24 protein-coding genes are annotated in these 23,699 nt (G+C 37.9%); 10 read left to right on the forward strand and 14 right to left on the reverse strand.

The genetic code is table 11. The features are described 5' to 3' along the window. Window positions 1-131 precede the first annotated feature (131 nt). The 11 genes from LQ227_RS02610 to LQ227_RS02660 all read right to left on the reverse strand — a co-directional run bounded on the left by LQ227_RS02610 (window position 132) and on the right by LQ227_RS02660 (window position 12,004). On the reverse strand, window positions 132-1,388 hold the full coding sequence (locus LQ227_RS02610) for a dihydroorotase (RefSeq protein ID WP_230143704.1): 1,257 nt from the start codon (window positions 1,386-1,388) through the stop codon (window positions 132-134). After that, the gene (locus LQ227_RS02615; protein ID WP_230148158.1) at window positions 1,385-3,424 is read right to left on the reverse strand and encodes a BatA domain-containing protein; all 2,040 of its coding nucleotides are present in this window, start codon (window positions 3,422-3,424) and stop codon (window positions 1,385-1,387) included. Before LQ227_RS02615 ends, LQ227_RS02610 begins: the two co-directional genes overlap by 4 nt. A gap of 60 nt (window positions 3,425-3,484) precedes the next feature. After that, entirely contained in the window at window positions 3,485-3,889 is a 405-nt protein-coding gene (locus LQ227_RS02620) for a hypothetical protein (RefSeq protein ID WP_230143700.1), read from the reverse strand. 59 nt (window positions 3,890-3,948) lie between these two features. Further along, complete coding sequence (locus LQ227_RS02625) at window positions 3,949-5,406, reverse strand: nicotinate phosphoribosyltransferase (protein WP_230148160.1); 1,458 nt, start codon at window positions 5,404-5,406, stop codon at window positions 3,949-3,951. Window positions 5,407-5,423: 17 nt separating this feature from the next. Further along, window positions 5,424-6,158, reverse strand: coding sequence for a metallophosphoesterase family protein (locus LQ227_RS02630; protein WP_230143696.1), 735 nt, complete (start codon window positions 6,156-6,158; stop codon window positions 5,424-5,426). Window position 6,159: 1 nt separating this feature from the next. Then, window positions 6,160-6,702: an RNA 2'-phosphotransferase gene (locus tag LQ227_RS02635; protein ID WP_230143694.1), complete on the reverse strand. Its 543-nt coding sequence runs from the start codon at window positions 6,700-6,702 to the stop codon at window positions 6,160-6,162. A gap of 13 nt (window positions 6,703-6,715) precedes the next feature. Beyond that, window positions 6,716-7,225, reverse strand: a complete 510-nt coding sequence (locus LQ227_RS02640; RefSeq protein WP_230143692.1) for an O-acetyl-ADP-ribose deacetylase — start codon at window positions 7,223-7,225, stop codon at window positions 6,716-6,718. Window positions 7,226-7,241: 16 nt separating this feature from the next. After that, a complete protein-coding gene (locus tag LQ227_RS02645) occupies window positions 7,242-8,738 on the reverse strand; it encodes an ADP-ribosylglycohydrolase family protein (RefSeq protein ID WP_230143690.1) in 1,497 nt (498 codons plus the stop codon). 27 nt (window positions 8,739-8,765) lie between these two features. Continuing rightward, entirely contained in the window at window positions 8,766-9,608 is an 843-nt protein-coding gene (gene prs, locus LQ227_RS02650) for a ribose-phosphate diphosphokinase (RefSeq protein WP_230143689.1), read from the reverse strand. Window positions 9,609-9,676: 68 nt separating this feature from the next. Further along, entirely contained in the window at window positions 9,677-10,369 is a 693-nt protein-coding gene (locus tag LQ227_RS02655; RefSeq protein ID WP_230143687.1) for an NUDIX domain-containing protein, read from the reverse strand. Window positions 10,370-10,441: 72 nt separating this feature from the next. Beyond that, window positions 10,442-12,004: a L,D-transpeptidase family protein gene (locus LQ227_RS02660; protein ID WP_230148162.1), complete on the reverse strand. Its 1,563-nt coding sequence runs from the start codon at window positions 12,002-12,004 to the stop codon at window positions 10,442-10,444. 274 nt (window positions 12,005-12,278) lie between these two features. Here LQ227_RS02660 and hisG point away from each other — a divergent pair, with 274 nt between their 5' ends. The 10 genes from hisG to LQ227_RS02710 all read left to right on the forward strand — a co-directional run bounded on the left by hisG (window position 12,279) and on the right by LQ227_RS02710 (window position 21,246). After that, window positions 12,279-13,130, forward strand: a complete 852-nt coding sequence (gene hisG, locus LQ227_RS02665; RefSeq protein ID WP_029278663.1) for an ATP phosphoribosyltransferase — start codon at window positions 12,279-12,281, stop codon at window positions 13,128-13,130. 49 nt (window positions 13,131-13,179) lie between these two features. Further along, window positions 13,180-14,502 (forward strand): histidinol dehydrogenase, encoded by a 1,323-nt coding sequence (gene hisD, locus LQ227_RS02670; protein WP_230148164.1) that lies wholly within the window; start codon window positions 13,180-13,182, stop codon window positions 14,500-14,502. A gap of 79 nt (window positions 14,503-14,581) precedes the next feature. Next, window positions 14,582-15,622, forward strand: coding sequence for a histidinol-phosphate transaminase (hisC, locus tag LQ227_RS02675; RefSeq protein ID WP_108200683.1), 1,041 nt, complete (start codon window positions 14,582-14,584; stop codon window positions 15,620-15,622). A 1-nt stretch (window position 15,623) separates the two neighbouring features. Next, window positions 15,624-16,757: a bifunctional histidinol-phosphatase/imidazoleglycerol-phosphate dehydratase HisB gene (gene hisB, locus LQ227_RS02680; RefSeq protein ID WP_230143679.1), complete on the forward strand. Its 1,134-nt coding sequence runs from the start codon at window positions 15,624-15,626 to the stop codon at window positions 16,755-16,757. 180 nt (window positions 16,758-16,937) lie between these two features. Continuing rightward, a complete protein-coding gene (gene hisH / locus LQ227_RS02685) occupies window positions 16,938-17,570 on the forward strand; it encodes an imidazole glycerol phosphate synthase subunit HisH (protein ID WP_230148166.1) in 633 nt (210 codons plus the stop codon). Window position 17,571: 1 nt separating this feature from the next. Further along, window positions 17,572-18,321 carry a HisA/HisF-related TIM barrel protein gene (locus LQ227_RS02690; protein ID WP_230143675.1) on the forward strand — a complete coding sequence of 250 codons (750 nt, stop codon included), beginning with the start codon at window positions 17,572-17,574 and terminating at the stop codon, window positions 18,319-18,321. A gap of 308 nt (window positions 18,322-18,629) precedes the next feature. Beyond that, on the forward strand, window positions 18,630-19,385 hold the full coding sequence (gene hisF / locus LQ227_RS02695; RefSeq protein WP_230143673.1) for an imidazole glycerol phosphate synthase subunit HisF: 756 nt from the start codon (window positions 18,630-18,632) through the stop codon (window positions 19,383-19,385). Window positions 19,386-19,447: 62 nt separating this feature from the next. Then, window positions 19,448-19,669, forward strand: a complete 222-nt coding sequence (locus LQ227_RS02700) for a hypothetical protein (protein WP_230148167.1) — start codon at window positions 19,448-19,450, stop codon at window positions 19,667-19,669. Beyond that, window positions 19,666-20,268 (forward strand): bifunctional phosphoribosyl-AMP cyclohydrolase/phosphoribosyl-ATP diphosphatase HisIE, encoded by a 603-nt coding sequence (gene hisIE / locus LQ227_RS02705; protein ID WP_230143669.1) that lies wholly within the window; start codon window positions 19,666-19,668, stop codon window positions 20,266-20,268. Before LQ227_RS02700 ends, hisIE begins: the two co-directional genes overlap by 4 nt. 81 nt (window positions 20,269-20,349) lie before the next feature. Further along, window positions 20,350-21,246 carry a WD40 repeat domain-containing protein gene (locus LQ227_RS02710; RefSeq protein WP_230143667.1) on the forward strand — a complete coding sequence of 299 codons (897 nt, stop codon included), beginning with the start codon at window positions 20,350-20,352 and terminating at the stop codon, window positions 21,244-21,246. A gap of 56 nt (window positions 21,247-21,302) precedes the next feature. On the opposite strand, the gene LQ227_RS02715 is transcribed toward LQ227_RS02710, so the two are convergent. The 3 genes from LQ227_RS02715 to LQ227_RS02725 all read right to left on the reverse strand — a co-directional run bounded on the left by LQ227_RS02715 (window position 21,303) and on the right by LQ227_RS02725 (window position 23,665). Then, window positions 21,303-22,004 (reverse strand): carboxypeptidase-like regulatory domain-containing protein, encoded by a 702-nt coding sequence (locus tag LQ227_RS02715; RefSeq protein WP_230148169.1) that lies wholly within the window; start codon window positions 22,002-22,004, stop codon window positions 21,303-21,305. A 74-nt stretch (window positions 22,005-22,078) separates the two neighbouring features. Continuing rightward, entirely contained in the window at window positions 22,079-22,870 is a 792-nt protein-coding gene (locus LQ227_RS02720) for a hypothetical protein (RefSeq protein WP_230143663.1), read from the reverse strand. Between the two features lie 9 nt (window positions 22,871-22,879). Then, on the reverse strand, window positions 22,880-23,665 hold the full coding sequence (locus tag LQ227_RS02725; RefSeq protein WP_230143661.1) for a C40 family peptidase: 786 nt from the start codon (window positions 23,663-23,665) through the stop codon (window positions 22,880-22,882). Window positions 23,666-23,699 lie beyond the last annotated feature (34 nt).

Raw genomic sequence — 23,699 nt, forward strand, 5'->3', positions numbered from 1 at the left:
ATTGTATGACCTGAACAACAAAATTGTAATTTCTTGCTTTAGTCTTTAAGTTCTTATAGCCTGTTAATTTATCAATTTTTTTTTTGAACTAATACCTTTAAGAAATGGTTAAGAACCCCATGCCTTCAACCTTAATTCTCCCAGTACTGATTATTATTATAAACCAAAGTTACTTTTCCGGTAAGTTCGGCACCCAATAATGGACTGTTTGCCGATTTTGAATGGTTATTTGCAGCATTGTATAACCATTTTTCTGCCGTATTAAAAATGGTAAAGTTGGCTTCAATACCTTCTTCGATTACCGGAACAGTTAAATTTAATAATTTACGTGGATTAATGGCCAATTTCTCTGCAATTAAAGCGATATCCAATCCAGCCTTTAATAATAGTGGCAACACGGTTTGTAAAGCGATGATGCCGTAGTGCGCAATTTCGAACTCTACATTTTTAAATTCGATTTCTTCGGGACGGTGCTGAGAAGTAATGGCATCAATGGTTCCGTCTTTTAAGCCAGCAATTAGCGCCTTTACATCTGCTTTTCCACGCAATGGTGGCTTAACCTTATAGTTGCTGTCAAAATCGCTTAAAAGGTCTTCTGTAAACACCAGGTGATGTGCGGTTACATCGCACGAAACCTGAACGCCATCTTTTTTTGCTTTACGAATCAAAGCCACAGCCCCGGCAGTTGAAATATTGCTGATGTGAATTTTGGTTTCATTATAAGATGCCAGAAAAATATCGCGGGCAATATGCATTTCTTCAGCCAATGCGGGTAAACCTTTCATGCCCAACAGCACAGAATTTTTGCTCTCGTTAATCTGCGATTTGCCAGCTATGGATTTATTTTCGGGATAAACCATTAATAGGGCATCGAAACCTTTTGCATATTGTAATGCACGGCTCATAAAACCATCGTCTTGTAAGGCTTTATCGCCATCTGAAAAAGCTACCGCACCTGCCTGCTGCATATCGAACAGTTCGGCAAGCTCTTTTGCCTCACGGTTCTGACTTATCGCACCAACTGGCAACACATCAACCAAATTGTTTTTAGCCCTATTGATAATGTATTCTACCTGAGATTTTGACTGCACAACCGGACTGGTTTGCGGCAATAAAGCTAAGCCTGTAAAACCTCCAGCTTTTGCCGTTGCTGTTAATGTTTGAATATCTTCCTTGGTTTCGAAACCCGGATCGCCAGCTACACAGTTTAGATCGAAAAAACCCGGCGTTAAGAAAGCACCCTGAGCATCAAAAACAGTTTCGTTTTTATCGGCAGTTAATTTACCTATGTTTTTAATTTTGCCATTTTCTACCCGGACATCGCATTGTTGATTATTGAATTTACTTTGCGGATCGGCAATGGCTACATTTTTAACCAGGAGATTCATATTGTTTTTTTTGTGTTGTTAAAAAATCGGATGAGCAAAATTTCTGCTGCAATAAAAATCAGCGACAAAATTAGACAAAGTTTCCATAAAGTCTGCCCGATTTTATTAGTGCCGGCAATTAATTTAACGGCATCTTTATCGGTATCGAATATTTTCATATTGCCTTTGTCAGCCAACTGATTGAGTGCTGTTTTGTCTAAATAATGCATATCAGATTCTGTTCTGCCATTGTTGAAACTATAAACAGCAAGTAGCGAATCTGCAAGTTTCAGGTTATAAAAGCCTGCATTTTTTATCTGATCGGCAATGTAAATCAGCGTTTTCCCATTTGCCTGACGGATTTCAGGAATTGCCTCAAAACCATCAGCAGTAATTTTTAAGCTTTGGTTTTTACCTAGCGTAATCTTTTTACCCGCCAAGGCATTATCATTGCCGAGGTTGTAATATAAAGGCGTTTCATTCCCTCCACTCAATGCCAAACGATAAATCAGCGGCACGAACACCGGATGATGGGCTAAATTCCCGTCACTTGTATTAAGCCCTGAAGCAGATAAATACACCTGCCCGTTACCTACGCCATACTTAGAGAAAAAAGGTTTTCTGCCAGGCAATAACATAATATCTTCTTTATTAGAGGTATTTTTCTCTACGAAAGAATAATAACGGGAAGCTGTTGGAAGATCTAGATTTTTGGGAATTTCCTCAAAAACAGTCTTGAAAATGGGGTTTTGCAGATCAATCTGGTCAACCTTAGAGGCGGTAGTATTTAACGTTTGAATGGCAGGAAGCGACAATCCGCTTAAAAATGAGTTATAAGTTTGAATATTGGCATCTAAATCAGGAAAAAGCACCACCGTACCACCTGCATTCAGGTAGGTTTTTAGTTGTTGTGCCAATCCTGTTGATGGATTTTTCAAACCGTTCAGCACAATCAGGCCGTAACTGGCAAAATTGCTATAATTCACATTGCTTTCGGCATTCTCGGTGAGTTGATAATAACGATCGGCAGCAAACAGTGCTTTAATGTAATTGCCCGTATTGGCTCCATTAATACTCAGAACAGGAAAACTTTCGTCTACCTTAAAGCTAAAGGAAAGTGTATCATCAAAGGTTACCGGAAAATCTTTAATAGTGATTATACCTTTTTGCCATCCTGCGTTCAGTCCAGAGAAATTCAGGGTATCTTTAACCGTTTTACCTGCAGGAATGGTTACGGCACCCAATCCCTTTTGTTGGTTGTTGATGCTAAGTTTTAGAGGAATGTTCTTTGCTTCCTCCTCTGAGTAATTTTTCAACTGTACAACCAAACGCTCATTTGCTCCCGGCTGATGATTTGGCGAAAGTGCCCAAACGCTATCTATGGCAACATTCGGAAGCGTATTGGCATTCAGTTTCAAAAATGAATATTGAATATCTGCTTTTGTATCGAGTTTATTGGTGGTGGAGATATTTTTTTGAAAATCGGAAATCAGAAAGCTATACTTATTTGCGGAACCCGTTAAAACATTCCCCTGCCGGTTGAGTATCTGTTGGAGATTACGGTTTGCTGCCGAGATTTTAACATCATCCAATGCTTTTAAAAACGCTTCCTCGTTTAACAATCGTTGGTGTTTTCCTTCAAAATTATTGGTCAACAGTTGAAAACGATCGTTCATTCCAAAACCTTTTACCAGTTCTTTTGCCCTCCGCTTGGCTTCATCAAGCAGGTTACCATCTTTATTAATGGCTTCCATGCTGTAAGAATTATCGATATAAATGCTCACTGCATTGTTTAAACCAGTTGCTTTTTGATTGTGCGCCGGAATATAAGGCTGGGCAAATGCCAGCACCAAAAAGATGATTGCCAAAATCCGCGACAACAGAATAAGCAGGTTTTTAAGTTTTTCTTTGGAAGAATTTTGTTGTTCTACTTCTTTTAAAAGCTGAACATTAGAAAAATAAACCTTCTTAAACTTCCTGAAATTGAATAAATGAATGATAACCGGGATGGCAACCGATATTAGTGCGAAAAGAAAGCCCGGATAAAGGAAATTCATTAAAAACCAAAGATAGAAAAATTATGGAAAGTGGCGAATTACTATTGTAATAAAGTCGTTTTAATAACTGAAACCCGGAAATTCGATATTTACAATTTTCCAGCCACCGTTATGCAATGCGAAATACAGTTTAAAAGGTCCGCTTACAATTTTCGACTGTTTTTGAACAACATCTCTATAACCTGCAACGCCTTCAACAAAGCCCATACCCTTATCATCGTTCAAAAGCTCGAAATTAACATCGATAATATCGTATCTGCCACCAACATATTCATCAGACCGACCGAAAACACCTTTTAACCGACCAATAATAACATCCTTACCAATAACTTTATTACCTGGGAGAATAAAAAAATCATTCAGTTCGTTTGTAATGGCCTTCGATTGTTTAAACCAGGCGTTTATAAATCTAATGGCACTATTTACGATATCAGCCTGATGGTTAAATGTGGGATTGTTCTGCATTGTATCTTTCAAAAAATTAATCGACCGACCATGGCCAGTCGATTAAAAACTTGGCAAAGTTAACTATTCTTTAGCCTTTCTCTAATTTCAGCAAGAGAATAATCAATCAATAACTTTCCATCTCTGAAAACTTCTTTCAATTCGCCCTTTGCTTCTTCTTCCCAGCTACATTGATCTTTCAGCTCGTATTCGCCTTCTGCATTTTTAAAAATCTGTAGTAAACCTTTTGCTGATTTCTTGGTTCCATCATCGGTAATCGGATCTTTAAATATTTCGCGACCGATGCCATCTACTTCTCCATAAGTGGCTTTCATCGCAAAACCAAAAGTATCGCGTGTATTGTATTGATAGGTGAATGAACCGATGCCAAAAACAACATTGGTAGAAGCAAAACCTTTAGCTTTTAGCCGCTCACAGATCTGTGTAGCCCTTTCGGTAGTAATGCTATCTCCATAAATAGCACCAATTTGCGGTACCAGTTCTTTAAACCCTTTGGTGTTGGTTTTTCCACCGAAAACATCCCAAAGCAGCTCAATTACACCCTTTTTCTCATTTTCGTTTTTGCCATTTGGATTTCCACAGATAATATCAACCGGGTCTCCCGAATCTGGCCTAATTACCACTTTACCTGGGCGGGCGATAATATCTTCTTTTAACACAGGTAGGTATTCGGTCAGCACTTTCCATAAATCCCAGGTATCGGAAACGATAGATACAATTCCTTTCGGGTAAACTTCTAAAATCAAACGTTTAAAGGTTTCGAGTTCTCCGGTATTGGTTCCCATACACATTACAGAGTGTTCTGTTGCAGCTACTGACCCACCAATTAACTCTTTATCTGAATCTGCATTGTAATACTCTTCTAAGAAATCGATGGCTGGAATGGTATCTGTTCCTGTAAAACTCAATAAATGCCCGGCTGCCGAAGTTACCGCAGCTTCTATTCCACCCATGCCACGCATAGAAAAATCGTGCCCCTGCCAATCTACAAATTCTGGAACTGAAGAGGTTTCTGCCGCATACTGATCCAAAATGGTGCGGTATTGTTTAGCTATGGTAGCAGAATTGCATGGCAACCACACCACCGCTGATAGTAAGGTTTCGAAATAATTGGTCAGCCAGAAAAATTCAGACTTTGTATTGTACATGGTAAACATGGGTACACGCAAAGGCACTTCAGCACCTTCTGGTAATGATTTAAAAACCATTGGAATATAGCCCAGATCGTGTAAATCAGCTATATGCTGTATGCCTACCAAATTTTCTCCCAGGTAATTATTGATCCTGCGCGCGTATTTCTTTAAAATTTCTTCTTTTGGCTGTTTAAAGAAATTCTGGTTAAAATCTTCAATGATGTATTTTTTGATAAAATACTGCAAGCCAAAAAGCACCACATGATTTACGTTTTCTAGCCTGCTTTTTCTTGGCGTCCAGTTAGAATAAACCAATGTAGTATTTTCTGGGTATTGCCTGCGGTGATCTACTTTGTATCCGTCGGTTAATAATAATGGGTTCATCGTTTTTATATTTATAGTTAAGTGTTATTTCTTCCTTTTTCGTTTGGATACAGGCTTTGCAAAGTATCGCTTTGCCAAAAATCTTTGGTTTCGATATTCAAACAGGTTAATTTTCCGGTAAATGCAGCACCTGTATCGATATTCCAAACATTACAGCCTTGCATGGGTACATCAATATTGTAGTAAAGCGTTGGGGTGTGGCCAATATAAATTTCATTGTAGAGTAATAAACGTTTCGGGTAAATTGCTGAATCTTTTTTAATTCTGTTATCCATAGTTAGGGCCATTTCCCAAAGTGTTCTATCCCATGAATAATTGGAAGAATAACGTTCTTTTTCGGGGCCGTGCATGGAAGAAAAACCGGCGTGGATAAAGAGGTTGTTATGCTCATCCACGTAGTAATCTTTCATGCGTTCAAAGAAATTTAGATGCTTTTGCCTTACTTGATCAGCTATATTTTTATAACTTTCGATGGTTAATTTACCACCGTGAACAAACCAAACATCGTCTACAATACCTTTTTCTAACCAATCGATACACCAGGCATCGTGATTTCCTTTGATAAAAACACATTGCTGGTTTTCTTCCAATTGCATCAGGTAATTGATTACCTGTGCCGATTCACTCCATCCATCCACATAGTCGCCAAGAAAAATCAGTTTGTCATCTTTTGTTACTTCTGCACGCTCGAATAGCTGAACTAAACCTTTTAATCCCCCGTGTATATCACCTATTACTAATGTTCTGCCCATATTAAAACGTTATATATTCAGCTGGCACAACATCTGTAAGCCACACATTGTTAGCTGATAAATAAAATTTATAGCCTGCCCTGTGCATCTCTCCACTATTAATGGTAAGGATAATCGGCTTTCCTCTCCTGCCACCTACTTTATTGGCCGTTTCTCTATCGGCACTTAAATGCACATGCTGTCTGCTCATCTTTTGCAATCCCTGCGATTTAATATCCAACAGGAACTTTTCAACTGTACCATGATAGAGATATTCTAGTGGTTCTGCTTCATCAAGGTTTAGCTCTATTGAAATGGAATGCCCCTGGCTTGCCCTTATTTTAGTTTTATCATCATTGAAAGCAAACCTCTTTTTGTCGTTGTTTTCAACGATGAATTCGAGCTTTTCAAAATCTATTCTCTTATCATAGAGGTCGAATTTGGCAATCAGTTCATTTACATCTGCCCAACCGTTTTCGTCAAGTTCTAAGCCTATGGTTTCTGGCGAATGTCTTAAAATATAGCTGAGTAGTTTACTTATGCCTTTTGTTATTTTATTGTCCATGACTTCAATGTTATTACCCTAATTTCTCTTTGTAGAGCTGATAATTTTCATCGTCGAAACAAACGAAGATTACCTTCTCTATCTTTTCTTTTTCAGCAAAATTATTTACCGTGGCAATGGCAATATCTGCTGCTTTATCTTTAGGGAAGTGATAAATCCCTGTGCTGATGTTGGGAAATGCTATAATCTTAACATCATTTTCAACCGCTAAGGTTAAACTGTTACGGTAGCAATCTGCAAGCAAAACATTTTTTTCTTCACTATCACCATTCCATACAGGTCCAACCGTATGGATCACATATTTTGCTGGTAAATTCCCTGCCGTGGTAATTACCGCATTTCCGGTTTTGCAATTCCCTTGTTTATTCCTGATGGCTACGCAAGCTTCTAAAATGGCTTTACCACCTTTTCTATGAATGGCACCATCTACCCCTCCGCCACCAAGCAAAGAACTGTTTGCTGCATTAACGATTGCATCGGCTTTAACTTCTGTTATATCGGCTTTGATTAGTTCTAAAATCATTTTTCAAATTCGTTACTTAATGATTGGTCTTAACATTAAGATCGGGTAGCTCATCCCTAACTTCCATCAATGCAAAACCTAATAGGTTTAAACCTTTCCAATTTCTGGGAATGATCGCATTTGAATTATCTTCTGGCAAACCAATCCCCCAAATTGCATCAACCGGACTGGCTTCAACCAAGATTTTACTTTTGGTTTGTAGAAGGAAAGATTTCAAATCTTCATTTTGAGAAAACTTAAGCAAGTTTCCCTGTTTTACAATTTCATATTTATGAGCATCCCACTTTGTTGTATCAAAGTTTCTGATCTGTCGCCCTAGGTCTTTTACATCTTTGGGAGATTTTTTCGCTAATATTTTTTCGAAAACCTGTTGATCATTAAACAATAAAGCCTTTTTTGCCATCATATAATGTTCAGCTGTTTGATAGATGATGTCATTTTCAATAAAAGGAGATGGCCACCATTGGCTTAAACAAGCTTTAGAAAGCGTTCCATTTTTCGGAGCCTGATGTCCCCAAAAAAATAGAAATTCATTACTTTCTTTTATATCTGCAACATTATATTTCTGCTTTTTCATAAACACCGCATTCATTTTTTCGCAGAGTTCTTCAATTTCATTATTTTTAACAATTGTATTAAGCCATTTTTCAGGAATAGATTCAAAACCATAAATTAAACCTGCCAAACCACCTGTAATTGCCCCAGTTGTATCAGTATCATCACCAAGATTAACTGCTTTTAGAACGGCATCCTCATAAGTTTCGGTACTGAGGATACACCATAAGCTAGCTTCGAGACTGTGCAACACATAACCAGAAGAATAAATCTCGCTCTCCGGAACCGTAGAGATATCATTTATCAAAACCCTTTTAAATAATTCAATTTCCTTTTGTTCAAAATCATTATCAGCGATAAATTTTTTGAGTTTAATCTGCATTTTAAGATACGCTTCACTTTTATCCTTTTCCTTTAAAAGCTCCAAGCCATAAACGATATGGATAAAGCAAGCAAAAACCGACCGAAAGTGCGCATGGGTAATGGATGAAACTTCTTTTACCAGCTGAAAAACATGCTGCAAGTCGTTTTTATCTTGAAGATAAAATAACAGAGGTAGAATTCTCATTAAAGATCCATTTCCATTATCCATTTCTGATGCTCCACCACATAAAACCGGATCAGCACCATGTTTTATCATTTTAATGGCTTCAGCTGTTGCTATACCGATGTCGAAAACCTTTCCATGAGGGGTCCAAATCTCGGCATTAAACCATTGAAGAAATTTCTGAGCAATATTATCTAAATTATAGCCGCTACACAGGCTTTCGGCTAAACAAAACGTAAGAGAGCTATCATCACTCCATGTACCTGACGGCTGATTATGAACACCATACGCCTGCATATCCTTTACCGGAAATCTTTTCAAAAAATCCCTTTTCTTAAATTCTACGGGCACTCCCAGTGCATCGCCAACCACCAGGCCGAATATTGAACTATGGATAACTGTGGTTTTCATTTGTTTTAGATTTTAAATTGCAATAAACTATCGTTTATTTAAAATATCAGCCAGTTTTATCTGTGTTACCCCTTCATGATCAACTTCCTTGATCGAATCGGTAGTAAAGATCTGTTCGAAATATTTGCCCAACTCGTCAAAACCTTTGCTAAATATGCCATGACTAATCGCTAAATAAAGTTTTCCAGCATTTTTAGCCTTTAGTGCTTCTGCCAAGCCAATAAATGTACCACCACCGTCACAGATATCATCCACAATTAAACAATCAGCACCAGCTAAATCTTCGGCATATACTTTAAATCCTGAAAGTTTACCTGTTTTTACATCCCGGCTTTTTGAACACTCCACCACTTCTGCACCACCTAAAAACTCAGATACTTTATAAATTTTCTTTAAAGCTCCACCGTCAGGGGATATGAGTTTTACATCAGTTCCAATGTTTGCAATTACCTGTTTTATAAATTCGTGATTGGAAACTGTCACACAGTTGTTGAGCAAGGCTGGTGTTACTTCGCTATGCGGATCAAAAACGGTAACACTTGCCAATGCCATGGTATTAATGATATCGGCATAAACTTTCACCGATAAAGGCTCACCAGGAATCATTACCCGATCTTGCCTTGCAGCAGGAAAATATGGTATAAAAAGTTCGATTTCTTTTACACCCATTCTTCTCAAGGCATCAACCGTAATACAGATCATACCTAAATCATTGAAGGAATTTATTCTTTGCGTAATGGTAACCGGAGCAGCAACATCAAAATTGGTCGAAATTTTAATGTGTGGTTCGCCACCCGCAAATAAGAAAGATTTGTATTCGATTAAGTTATTTTCGCCTAGCGGAGTAAAACTTGGATTAAGATTCAACATATATTTGCGTATTATTTACACAAATATAAAAATCATTTTTAGAATGCAAAGGATAATTTGTGTTTATTTTACGCAAACCTAATATCAAATTGGAAATTTTCTTTCAAAAGCTGGTTATATTTTGCCTTATCGAAGGTAAAAAGTTTGCCTGGCCTGCCGCTAGCACCAATTTTAACCACTTTATCGGTTTCTGTAACAATTCCAAAACTTAGAATTTTTTTTCTGAAGTTTCGTCGGTCTATGTCTCTTTCTAAAATGGAGCAGTACAGATTTTCAAGATCAGAAAAGAGGAATTCCTGATCTAACAGATCAAAACCGATCGGCTGGTAAGTGAGTTTGCTTTTTAAACGCTGATGTGCGAGATTAACCATTTCATTATGATCGTAGCCCAATTGCGGAATCCCGGTTACAGGAAACCATTTCGCATCCTTAGCATCGGTATCGGCTTTTAATACAAAATTTTTAGGATTAACCAGGGCAAAATAAGCAACAGAAATTACCCTGAAGCGTTCGTCGCGATTGACATCATCACCAAAAGTACCCAGTTGCTCGAGGTAATTTACGTTTATACCAGCCTCTTCTTTAAGTTCTCGCTCAACTGCCATAAGCAAAGGCTCGTCGTTTAAAATAAATCCACCTGGCAAAACCCATTTATCGGCCAGTTTACCAAATCGCTGCTGAACAGCCAACACATAAAGTGTTCCCTTTTCGTAGCCAAAAACAATGGCATCAACAGCAATTTTAATATTTTGATCGATCATCCTTTAATTTGTGTTAAAACAACACAAAGTTAATCGTTTTTAACCAAGAAGATCGATACTCTCGATTAAATTCTACCTGAACTTCTTCATCGCAGCCCAAAGTTTTTCGTCCATACCATAAACGTCAGGTCTATATTCAATCTTATCATTTTGCGACCAGGCAGTAATGTAGGTAATAATTAATGGGACATTTTTCTTTGGGGCAAACCAAGCTGGTTTTAATTGAAATGCTTTGGTTGTATCGGCCTTTTGTGCCATACGTTTTTTATACCATTTTACATGTGTACTATCTATCGGTGGCAAATCTACTTCTGCCCTAAGCTTATCATAAGTGTAAGAATCTTTAACCAAGAGTTCGGCAAATTCTAATGGCTTTTCAATGCGTACACAGCCATGACTTATAGCTCGGTTGGTGAGGTTAAACCCGTTCTTGTTGTTGGTATCGTGCAGATAAATACTCGAGCTATTATCGAAGATGAATTTAAACTTTCCTAAAGCGTTTCCACCGCCAGATCCCTGTTTAAATTTAAAGGGTAATTTATCACGCGAATACCTATTCCAATTGATGGTATCAGGCTCACCAATTAGCTTGTCTTTATAGTAAACTTTAATGTTGCTGTTCGATAAATAATATGGATCTTTTCTGGCCATCCAATAGATCTCACTTTGGGCAATGCTGACCGGAATATTCCAGATCGGATTGGCCTGAATGGAATTGATTTTACTGAACAATAAAGGTGTCTCATGGTTCTTCGGTTTATCATCCAGGTTGCCCGATTTCGCAAAGGCTTTTAACTTCTCTTCATAACCGTTTTCACGCCTCCCGCCAACGCAAACTTTCATTGTAATTACGGTATCTTGTTTATCCAGCCAGGTTAACCTAAAATCAGGGATATTTACCTGCACATAATTGTCTCCTGTCTCTGGCATTTTCCAACGGAACCGCTCCATATTTAGTAGTAAAATCCGTTTCTCATCCTCTGCATCTGTATTCAAATATGCAGTCTGCAAAGCTTTATATTGAGCCGATTTGGGCTGAACAGATCTGAGTGTATCCAACAGGTTCACACTATTCAAAAGATTGGTCATCCCAACACTGTCCGGACGTTTAACTTTAATGTAGTAGCGCGAAAATATATTGCGGGGATTTACCACCCCAAATTTTAAATAGTTTGTATAATTTAAATAGGCATTGGCCGATAGTAATTCTAGTTTCGCTATAACCGGATAACTTTCTTCTACCTTTTTAAACTTGTTTGCCGTTAATTCATCCAATAAGCTTTTAATCTCATCTCCTTTAAAAATCTTCGGATTGAAGCCATGAGCCCTACTTTCGTTTAAATAGCTTACCAGCGAATCTAAATTTCCATTAATATAAAATCGGGTAACGAGCACAGGCTGACGATGATTACCGGCATAATAACCTTTGATTGTTTTCGGATTTACAAATTTGTCTGAAAGACTATCCAAAGTCTTTACAAAAATGCTATCATAAGCTACAGTATCGAAATCTTTATAAATTTTATTCTTAAAATGTTCAGATAACACCTTACCTATCTCCGGAGGGCTCTTAAACCATCCACAGGCAGAAACAAACAAAATAAGGGGGAAAATTAGAAAGCGAAACTTTTTCAACACGTAAAATTTTAGTACAAAATAAGGGTTATTGGCAATAAAAACAGCATAATGGCAAATTAAGTGCCATTATTTTTTGTTTTACCATTTCAAACGCTATATTTGCCAGCGCTTATCAGCTAAAGCATTGATACTGGCAGAAATAATTTATGAATTTAATTTTGAACCATCACTTACATTTACACCATCGCCGATAGGCGATATGATATGTTTGTTTTGTACTTCAAAACTTTTTTCCGTAAAATAATTTCTTGTTCACTCTATATTCAATACTTTGAAAACACTTAAAATCGCTATCCAGAAGTCGGGTAGGTTAAACGAAAAATCTGTAGAAATACTTAAAAACTGTGGTTTATCTTTCGAAAACTACAAAAGCTCACTCATCTCAACCGTTACCAATTTTCCTTTAGAAATTCTTTTCCTCCGGGATGATGATATTCCTGAATACGTACAGGATGGCATTGCCGATTTGGGTATAGTTGGAGAAAACGTAATTGTAGAAACCAAAGCCGAAGTAGATTATCTACAAAAATTAGGCTTCGGAAAATGCACCTTAAAAATTGCTGTTCAGGCCACCAGTAATATCCAAAAACTGGAAGAGTTAAACGGCAAAGCGATTGCTACTTCTTACCCGGTAATCCTCGAAAAATTCTTACAGGAAAAAGGCATAAAATCTGATATCAGAACCATTTCAGGATCGGTAGAAATTGGTCCGGGCTTAGGCTTAAGTGATGCTATTTTTGATATCGTATCAACAGGTGGAACACTAAAAAGCAACGGACTAAAACCCTTCGCTGATGTGATGCAATCTGAAGCCGTTTTAATCGGCAACAAATCGATAGCTGATAATCCTGAAGTTGCAGAATTGCTTCAACGCATCCGCTCTGTACTTAGCGCAAAATCTAACAAATACGTGGTACTAAACGTATCAAAAGATAACCTTCAAAAAGTAGTCGATTTATTGCCGGGTGTTAAAAGCCCAACGGTCGTTCCGCTCTTCGAACCAAACTGGGTTGCTGTTCACTCTGTAATTGCCGAGGAAGATTTCTGGGATAAAATAAACAGTTTAAAAGCAGCAGGTGCTGAAGGCATTTTGGTAATGCCAATCGAGAAAATAATCAAGTAAAATCGTTTAAATTCATATTAACTATTAGTTAATTTAAAATTATAAAACATTGAAAATCTACAATTATACAGATTTATCTAAATCAAAAATTGAAGAACTTTGTTCGAGACAGATTGAAGACGATAAACTGGTCGAAGAACGCGTAACCGACATCATCAGCACCGTAAAAAAAGATGGCGACCAAGCACTTTTTAACTTTGCAAAAGCATTTGATAAAGTTGATTTAGAGAAGCTGTTTTTGGGTAGTGAAGAATTAAAAGCGATTGCATCTACCATTCCCGCAGAAGCAAAAAAAGCGATTGATACAGCTTACCAAAACATCAAAATTTTTCACCAGTCGCAGTTAAAAACTGAAGATAAAATCGAAACGATGCCAGGCGTTGTGTGCTGGCGCGAATCGAGGGCAATTGAAAAAGTGGGACTTTATATCCCAGGAGGAACAGCCGTTTTACCGAGTACTTTTTTAATGCTTGCCACTCCCGCCATCATCGCAGGTTGCAAAGAAATCGTGGTGTGTTCTCCTCCGCAAAGTGATGGCAAAACCAATTGTTATCTGGCCTACTGTTCGGTGCTGTTGGGCATCGAAAAAATATTCCTGGTTGGGGGCGCACAAGCTGTTGCAGCAATGGCTTTCGGAACGGAAAGTGTACCACAGGTATATAAGATTTTTGGTCCTGGTAACCGTTATGTAACTACAGCAAAAACAATGGTTCAAAATAAAGTGGCTATCGATATGCCTGCCGGACCATCAGAGGTATTGGTCATCGCTGATGATACTGCCAATCCGTCATTTATTGCTGCAGATCTACTCGCGCAGGCGGAACATGGAGCTGATAGTCAGGCTATTTTAGTGGCTACTTCAAATCAGATCATTGCTGATACGTTAAAAGAAATTGAAAATCAACTTGCTATCCTTCCACGCAAGGAGATAGCGGCTAAAGCAATAGCCAATTCTTATGCAGTTTTTGCTGAAAACCTGGATGAGGCGATGCAATTTTCAAATGAATATGCGCCAGAGCACCTAATATTGGCTACCGTACATTTCCAAAGCCTTATTCCATCGATTATCAATGCTGGATCGGTGTTTTTAGGCAACTTTACACCAGAAAGTGTTGGCGATTATGCCTCTGGAACGAATCATACTTTACCAACCAGTGGTTTTGCTAAGGCTTATTCGGGCGTATCAACTGATGCTTTTCTGAAAAAGATCACTTTTCAGCATTTATCGGCTGATGGATTAAATAACATTGGCAATACGGTTGAAATCCTTGCAGAAGCCGAGGGATTACATGCGCATAAGAACGCAGTAAGTATTAGATTGAACTTTGAGTCCGAGGTCGGAAGTCCAAAGTCCGAAGATGAAACGGCATAAAATAAAACTAAGGGAAAAACAATCAGTGTAATCACTTAATCTGTGCAATCAAACCGCAGGAAACCAACAAACCATTAAAATGGACATTAACGATTTAGTAAGAGAAAATATAAAAAACCTTCGCCCCTACTCTACCGCTAGGGATGAATTTAAAGGTCAGGCATCAGTTTTTTTAGATGCAAATGAAAACAGTTATGGTTCGCCACTTCCGGCAAATTACAACCGTTATCCTGATCCATTGCAGCTTGATCTGAAAGATGCAATCAGTAAAATAAAAGGTGTGCCAATCGAGAATACTTTTTTAGGTAACGGCAGCGATGAAGCGATAGATTTATTGTTCCGTGCTTTTTGTAATCCTGGAAAAGACAACGTAATTGTGCTGCCACCAACCTATGGAATGTACGAGGTTTCGGCCAACATAAACGATGTAGAAATACGCAAAGTTAGCCTACTTCCGAACTTCCAATTGGATATGGAAAAGATCGCAGAAACGATCGATAAAAACACAAAATTAATCTTCATTTGTTCGCCAAATAATCCGACTGGAAATTCGATAAATCGCGAAGATATTGAAACAATTTTAGCCAATTTTAATGGCATCGTTGTAGTTGATGAAGCGTACATTAATTACGCCCGTCAGAAGACCTTTATTCAGGAGCTAACCGAATACGGAAACCTGGTGGTTCTACAAACTTTTTCGAAAGCTTGGGGGCTTGCCGCTTTACGTTTAGGCATGGCTTTTTCTTCGACAAAAGTGATCGATGTTTTAAACAAAATTAAGCCACCTTATAACATCAATCAGGCTACGCAGGACTTAGCTTTTGAAGCACTAAAAAACATCGCCCAGGTGAACGATTGGATTAAAGAATCTGTGGCAGAAAGAGACCGTTTAAGCAAGGCGTTAAATGCATTAAATATTGTTAAAAAAGTCTATCCTTCTGATGCTAATTTTATCCTGACGGAAGTTACCGATGCCTTAAAAATTTACGATACTTTGGTTGATCAGGGTATCATTGTACGCGACCGTTCTAAAGTAACTTTGTGCGAAGGATGTTTAAGGATTACAGTAGGTACAAAAGAAGAAAACGACAAACTATTAACTGTTCTAGAAAATTTTTAAGATGAAAAAAGTATTGTTTATAGACCGTGATGGGACATTAAATATTGAGCCTGATGACGAACAGGTAGATAGTTTTGCAAAGCTTAAATTTTATCCACGCTCATTATATTATTTATCTAAAATTGCTGCCGAACTGGATTACGAGTTGGTGATGGTTACCAATCAGGATGGCTTGGGAACGCCTTCAAATTCTGAAGAAAATTTCTGGCCGATCCACAATTTTATGTTGGATACTTTTGAAGGCGAAGGCGTTCATTTTAGCGAGGTTGTAATTGATAGAACTTTTGCGAAAGACAATGCACCTACCCGCAAACCTGGTACTGCATTATTAACCAAATATTTTAGCGAAGATTACGATCTGAAAAATTCTTTCGTGATCGGAGACCGATTAAATGATGTGGTTTTAGCCAAAAATTTGGGTGCTAAGGCGATATTTCTTCGCCAGAATGATGCATTGGGGTCGACTGAAGCACTTGACAAACACGAAACTTTGTTGGATGTGATTATTCTGGAAACCAAGAAATGGGAAGATATCTATAACTTGCTTAAAGCAGGAAGCAGAAAAATTCACCATGAGCGCAAAACCAACGAAACTGACATTACCATTAACCTTGACCTTGACGGAACAGGAAAAGCCAAAATCGAAACAGGCTTGAACTTCTTCGATCACATGCTTGATCAGATTGCCAGACATGGAAGTGTAGATTTAGAGGTAATTGCTAAAGGCGATTTACATATTGATGAGCACCACACCATAGAAGATACTGGCATTGCACTTGGAGAAGCCTTTGCTAAAGGATTAGGCAATAAACTAGGCATTGAAAGGTATGGTTTTTGCTTGCCAATGGACGATTGCCTGGCACAGGTAGCCATTGATTTTGGAGGAAGAAACTGGATTGTTTGGGATGCTGAGTTTAAACGCGAAAAAGTTGGCGATATGCCTACAGAGATGTTTTACCATTTCTTTAAATCGTTCAGCGATGCTGCGAAATGCAATTTAAACGTAAAAGCAGAAGGCGATAACGAGCACCATAAAATTGAAGCTATTTTTAAAGCATTTGCAAAAGCAATTAAAATGGCAATCAAACGTGATGCAGAGAAAATGGTATTGCCGAGTACTAAGGGGCTATTGTAAGAAAGGTGGAAGGCTGAAAGGTTTAAGGCGGAGGGTTTTGACGCCCATCCACTGTTAATAAACCCGATAGAACGGAATAGCCCGCAGCGCAGTGAGGACTATAAGCGATAGCGGGACTACAGCCTCCATGAAAAACTGACATTCATTTTCAAAACAAGAAAAAAATATAATGCAAATTGTATGAACGATAATAATTCGAAGTCCCCTTCAAGGGATTTAGGGGTTGGAATAGTAAATTACGGAGCAGGCAACATCTTCTCCCTTACCGCAGCATTAGATCGCTTAAATGTGACTTACGGTATGGTAAACACCGAAAACGACCTTGAAAAATATAGCCACATCATCATTCCTGGTGTTGGCCATGCGGGTGCCGCCATGGAAAAATTAAAGAGAACGGGCTTGGTTGAAGCCATAAAAAAACTAACAAAACCTGTGCTTGGCATCTGTGTGGGCATGCAGCTCATTACAGAACATTCGGAAGAGGGCGATGCAGCGCTTTTAAATATCGTTCCGGTTAAAACCAAAAAATTCGATAAGTCGCTGAATATCAAAATACCACACATGGGATGGAATGCGGTTAGTCCGAAAAACAATTCGCTATTTGAAGGTGTTGAAGATAATACACAATTTTACTTTGTGCATTCGTACTTTATTGAATATAACCCTACTTTTGACATCGCATCTGCTGATTATGGTTTAAAGTTTTCGGCAGCAGTGCAAAAAGATAATTTTTACGGCGTTCAATTTCACCCCGAAAAATCGGGAAAAGCCGGCGAACTAGTATTAAAAAATTTTTCAAACTTAAGCTTATAAAATGTACATAATACCTGCTATTGATATTTTGGATGGAAAAGTTGTCCGTCTTCGTGAAGGCGATTACAACCAAAAAACGGAATATGACGTTTCTATCCCCGAAATGATAGAAAAATACCGTTCAAATGGTACAGATTTCATCCATATTATTGATTTAAATGGAGCCAAAGGCGATTTTGGCAATCAAAAAGCACTTTTCGAGATCATCAAAAAAACCGAAATGAAAGTGCAGTATGGTGGCGGAATCAGAACAATTGAGCAGGTGACCAATTTGCTTGATGCCGGCATCCATCGTGTAATTGTAGGTACACAGGCCATTACCAACCCTGATTTCTTACCTCAATTAAGCGAAGCTTTTGCTAAAAAAGACGATTACGCTAACCGCATAGTAATTGCAATCGACGTTTTGGATGAGGTAATTAAATATTCTGGCTGGATGGAAAGCTCGCCGATTAAACTGATGGATTACGTTGACAAATGTCTTTCACTGGGCTTTTTCCGTTTCTTATGTACCGATATTAGCAAAGATGGAAAATTAGGTGGCGCAGCAATCGATTTATACCAAAAACTGCTTGAACACTCACCTATGATCAAACTGATTGCGTCAGGTGGTGTAAGTTCAATGCAGGATATTTATGATCTGGCCAAGTACCCAATTAGAAGTGTAGTGGTTGGAAAAGCGATTTATGAAGACCGCATTACCATCGAAGAAATTAAAGAGTGGAATTTGAAAGCGTTGAGCTCAATTTAAAATACTTGGAATCTAAAACATTATTTTCGTTGGATTAATCATACTCATAGCCGGAATTGCAATGTTTATATGGGGAGTTCATATGTTTGCATACAGAGGTGACTTCACGGAATTAATGTCCGTTACAGGTGAATATTCCTTATTATTATGCATCCCGACTTTTCTAATTGGAATTGTTTTAACGATAATAGGTTTAGTAAAAAGATAAATTTTATAATACTCGTCATTGCGAGGTACGAAGCAATCTTCATGCTTTAGCTATCGTTGTAGGATTGCTTCGTACCTCGCAATGACGAAACCCCAAACAAATGTTAAGTAAAAGAATAATCCCTTGTTTAGATGTTAAAGACGGCCGTACGGTAAAAGGTGTAAACTTTGTTGATTTACGCGATGCGGGTGACCCTGTTGAACTGGCCGCTCAATACGCACAACAAGGTGCCGATGAATTGGTTTTCCTTGATATTACGGCTACTCACGAGCGTCGTAAAACGATGATTGAAATGGTTAAATCAGTTGCTCGTCAATTAAATATTCCTTTTACCATTGGTGGTGGAATAACAGAAATTGCGGATGCGGAAGCGTTATTAAATGCAGGGGCAGATAAAATCAGCATCAATTCTGCAGCTGTCCGAAATCCAAAGCTAATTGAAGATCTGGCTAAAACCTTTGGAGTGCAGTTTGTGGTTTTGGCAGTCGACACCAAATATGTAAACGGTAAAAATATGGTCCACTTAAATGGAGGAAGACTAATTACCGAACTGGAAACCGAAAACTGGATTAAACAGGCAGAAGATTTAGGTGCAGGAGAGATTTTGTTAACTTCGATGGACCACGATGGCACCAAAGCAGGTTTTGATTGTGGGTTGCTCAGTAAAGTAAACCAAATGATCAATATCCCGATTATAGCATCAGGTGGAGCGGGTAGTATGGCGCATTTTACCGAGGTTTTTCAAAAGGCCAATGTTGATGCCGCACTGGCAGCTTCGGTATTTCATTATGGCGAAATTTTAATCCCTGATCTAAAACAAGAATTAAAAAGAAATCGTATTCCAGTAAGGATCTAATTGCGATCAATGATGAATTTGTACAATTTAACATATTCAGAAATTTTAGATGCATTAAAAAAATGGATGCTGTATGTGAGATTGTAGTAGAAAAAGAAGCTTTTATTCCTGAAGCAAACCTTATCCTTTGCAGATTTAAAGGAGAAAGATTTAACCTAAAATACGATTTAAATTATGGCCCAGATATAGAAGCAATAGGAAATATTAACAAATCTGACTTAGAAATAATACTGCAGTTAATTTTACAACATCATCACTCTGCAAATAACAATACAATTAAATGACAATCGATATATCAACCCTTGATTGGGATAAAACAGCTGGCTTACTTCCAGTAATCATTCAGGATTATAAAACTTTAGAGGTTTTAATGCTGGGTTATATGAATGCTGAAGCACTCGAGAAAACGCAGGCCGAAGGCAAGGTAACTTTCTTTTCGCGCTCAAAAAACCGCCTTTGGACAAAAGGTGAAACCAGCAATAACTTTTTGTTCGTTAAAGAACTTTTTGTAGACTGTGATAACGACACCATTCTAATCAAAGCGGATGCCGTTGGTCCAACCTGCCATACCGGTAGCCGTAGCTGTTTTAAAACAGATTTTAACCAGAACTTTATTTTCGAACTCGAAAACATCATTAATGATCGATATGAAAACCCGGTTGAGGGTTCTTACATCAACAAAATGCGTAGCAAGGGATTAAATAAGATTGCTCAAAAAGTTGGTGAAGAAGGTGTAGAAACGGTAATCGCAGCACTTGCCGAATCGGAAGAAGAACTCATTGGAGAAGCATCGGATCTTGTTTTTCACCTATTGTTTTTATTGAAAGAAAAAGGTTTATCGATTCAGGATATAGCGAAGAATTTAGAGAAAAGACATCAATAAGGTTTGAGGTAAAAGGCGTAAGGTTTAAGGTGCTATATGCCTAACCCTACACACTAAACCCTAAACCATAAAACTCAAGAAATGCTCAAACACCTACAAACCCTTCCCGGACACCAAAACCCTGTTTATGCGCTCGCCAATTCGGATGAGGATGGTATATTTTTTAGTGCAGGAAACGATAAGGGCGTTGTAGAATGGTCGTTAAATACGATGGCTTTTGTAAAGGTTAAAATGCCGGTACAGAGCTCGGTATATTGTTTACACTATTACAATCAACAACTATTTATCGGTGAACGCAGTGGTGCGTTTAGCGTTTATGATTTTAATGATCAGAAAGTAATTGCAAGGATCAATGCACATACCAAACCCATTTTCAATATACAAACGGTAAAAGGCAAAAATGAGCTTTTAACTACGGGCGAGGACGGAACGGTTGCGGTTTGGTCGTTAGTAGAGTTTACAGAGATTTACCGTTTTCAGGTAGCTTACGATACGGTTAGGGCTATTGCAATTGCACCTAACGAAAGTGAAGTTGCCTTTGGTTGCAAGGATCACCTAATCAGGATTTATAACCTGGCTGATTATAGCCTCAAACAATCTCTGGAAGGGCATTCATTACCTGTTACCTCTTTGGCATATCATCCAACAGGTAAATACTTAATTTCGGGAAGCAGGGATGCGCAATTAAAAATATGGGATCTGCCAAATTATGAGCTTAGGGAAACGGTTCCGGCACATATGTTTACTGTTTACGATATTGCCTTTCACCCTAGCCTGCCTTATTTCGCTACGAGCAGTCAGGATAAAAGCATTAAACTCTGGGATACAGAGAACTTCAAATTATATAAAATTTTAAGCTTAGAGAAAGCAGGCATGGGCCATACCCATTCGATAAATAAAATTATATGGAGCCATGATGGTAAATACCTCATTTCTACAGGTGATGATCGGCAGGTGATGGTTTGGGAGATGGAATAATTTAAGATTTATTTTTGTTGAGTGTTATCGTCACACTGACCTGTAGCGCAGCTAAGCTATTTTTTATTCGTATAAAACGGATTGATATCTTGAAGTTGATTTCTCATTTTAAAATATACTTTTTTCCAGAAGGGCATTCTAGTCACAACAACATCTCCCATAATTTCATCGCTAAGACATAGCTCAAGATTCAGGTTTTTATTGTCAGCTAAATCTACCAACGAATTCAAACGCTTATAGCCAATGTAAGTTATAGTTAAAGTACAGTTCTTAGCATTAAAATCTGAAGGTAATTTAATTTCAAAATTTCCTTTTTGATCGGTAGAAGCAAAAGCCACCCGGTTGTTTACCATAACAGATACTGAAGGAAGTGGCTGCTTGTCATCTTTATCTACCACCCTGCCTTTTATTGTCTTTAAGGTATCGCCTAAAATTTCTGCTTTCTCTTCAAAAGGAGTGTTCTTGCGGTATCGATCTGTTTGATTAAAAGGTGTTTTGACTACTTTGGCGTCACTTAACTTCGGAACACTCAAAAAAGCCAGTAGAGATGCTGCAATCAGGTTTGGTTTAAATCTATTGAGTCGATAATTCTCTTTCACACTGATTAAACGATCGAGCTGCTCTGGCTTAAATTTACCGCAACTTTTGCCCTGATTCTCTGTAAACCAACTACGCAATTCGCGATCTGAGAAATTGGTAAAATCAACAACTGATTTTTGACACGAATTGCAGAATTTTCCCGTATTATTATCGATCATCTCGCTCCATTCCTCATGACAAGGATTGGAAATCTGGATCTTAAAATTTGTGCTCATAAAATTCAATTAACAAATTATCTAAAGATATTTATAACACCGCTCACAATTTGCCTGGTTACAGTTGTTTTTATCGAGATACCACCAAGTCTTCCAACCAATTGTTCGCTTAGCTTATCAACAACTATCTTGTTTGTAAAATCCATCTGCATTGCATGTTGTAAAATAATAGAGATCTCTTTTTCCTCTCCTAAAAGAAATAAACTCTTTTTAGTCTCAAATGCGTTTGAAGTAAAAATCAATTCGGCGATAGTCCTGTTTTTTGGTTTTTTAATTTTAATATAGAATGAGCCATCGGCGGCCGTTTCAGCATAAATATTTTGATCTTTTAATTCGATGTTTATATGATTTAAGCCAATTCCATCCTGATCATACACTCTTCCCATTATAAAGGTATATTCTCCTTTTACATCATCCAAAACTTGGCTTTGTTGGATTTTATATTCAGTTTCCAATGGCCTTACGTATTTCGCATAAGTGAATTTAGGAATACTTAAAAATGCAAAAATTGAAGCTGCGATTAAACTGGGTTTAAAAATTTTGAAAAATGTCGCGGTTTTGCCACCTATATAACGATCAAGCTGCTCTGGCTTAAATCTTCCACAACTCACCACTTGATTTTGGTTAAACCACTGTTTTAGCGCTGCATCAGTAAAATGAGTAAAATCTACAACCAATTTTTGACAGGAGCCACAAAATTTTCCATTTGTCTGCGGTTCCATCCCTTCCCACGCTGCATGGCAAGGATTTGAGATTTGAATTTTAAATTTAGATGGCATAAAAAATGTATCTTTTATATTATGATACATTTTCTGCTACTATTCCACAAAACGTTTAATAATTCTCAGCTTGTGCGAATATTTACCCAATTCCTTATTAAAAATCCCTTGATCATCAATCGGATCAATTTTTACTTTGGCTGAGGAATGGATAATTTCATTTGGACTGAGCATAATACCTACGTGAGTAATTCTGCCCTCGTCGTTATCAAAAAAAGCAACGTCACCAGCCTTGCATTCAGCTAAAAAACCAACCAGTTCACCCTGTTCGGCCTGTTGTGAGGCATCGCGGTTTAACTTAATGCCTAACATTTTAAATACGGTTTGTACAAAACCAGAGCAATCCAAGCCAAACAAATTCCTTCCACCCCATAAGTACGGGATATTTTGAAAAAACATTGCCGTTTCGGTAACTTTACCAACAAAATCCACAGCACTATTGTCGTAAGCTTCGAAATTCAGTTTAAATTTTTCCTCGCCGGCATAACAAAATCCATCTTTTAAAAAAGGAAGGTTGCTTGCCGGACTTAAATGATATGAACTTCCATCGGCTGCTGTTAGCACATTACTGAAACTTAATGGGGCAAGCAGTTTACAATCGTGCATTTCTGCAAACTGGCTTTGGGTAATCGGGGCCAATTGTCTGAAATCCATCCAGCCTTCATAACCATCATAGCCATTTTGAATAAGCCACCAACGTCCCTCCTTCTGAATAATTTCTACATGATCGCCGAATAAAAGTTGCGAAACAATTTCTGCTTTATCTGATGCATCAGCTCTTAAGGACGCTACAGCAACCCTACAAATACCGTATTGATTTTCCATTTAAATATGCTCGTGAAACTATTGTAAAACTAAT

Origin of the sequence: Pedobacter sp. Bi27, assembly GCF_918698255.1 — a bacterium.
Taxonomy (GTDB): Bacteria; Bacteroidota; Bacteroidia; order Sphingobacteriales; family Sphingobacteriaceae; genus Pedobacter.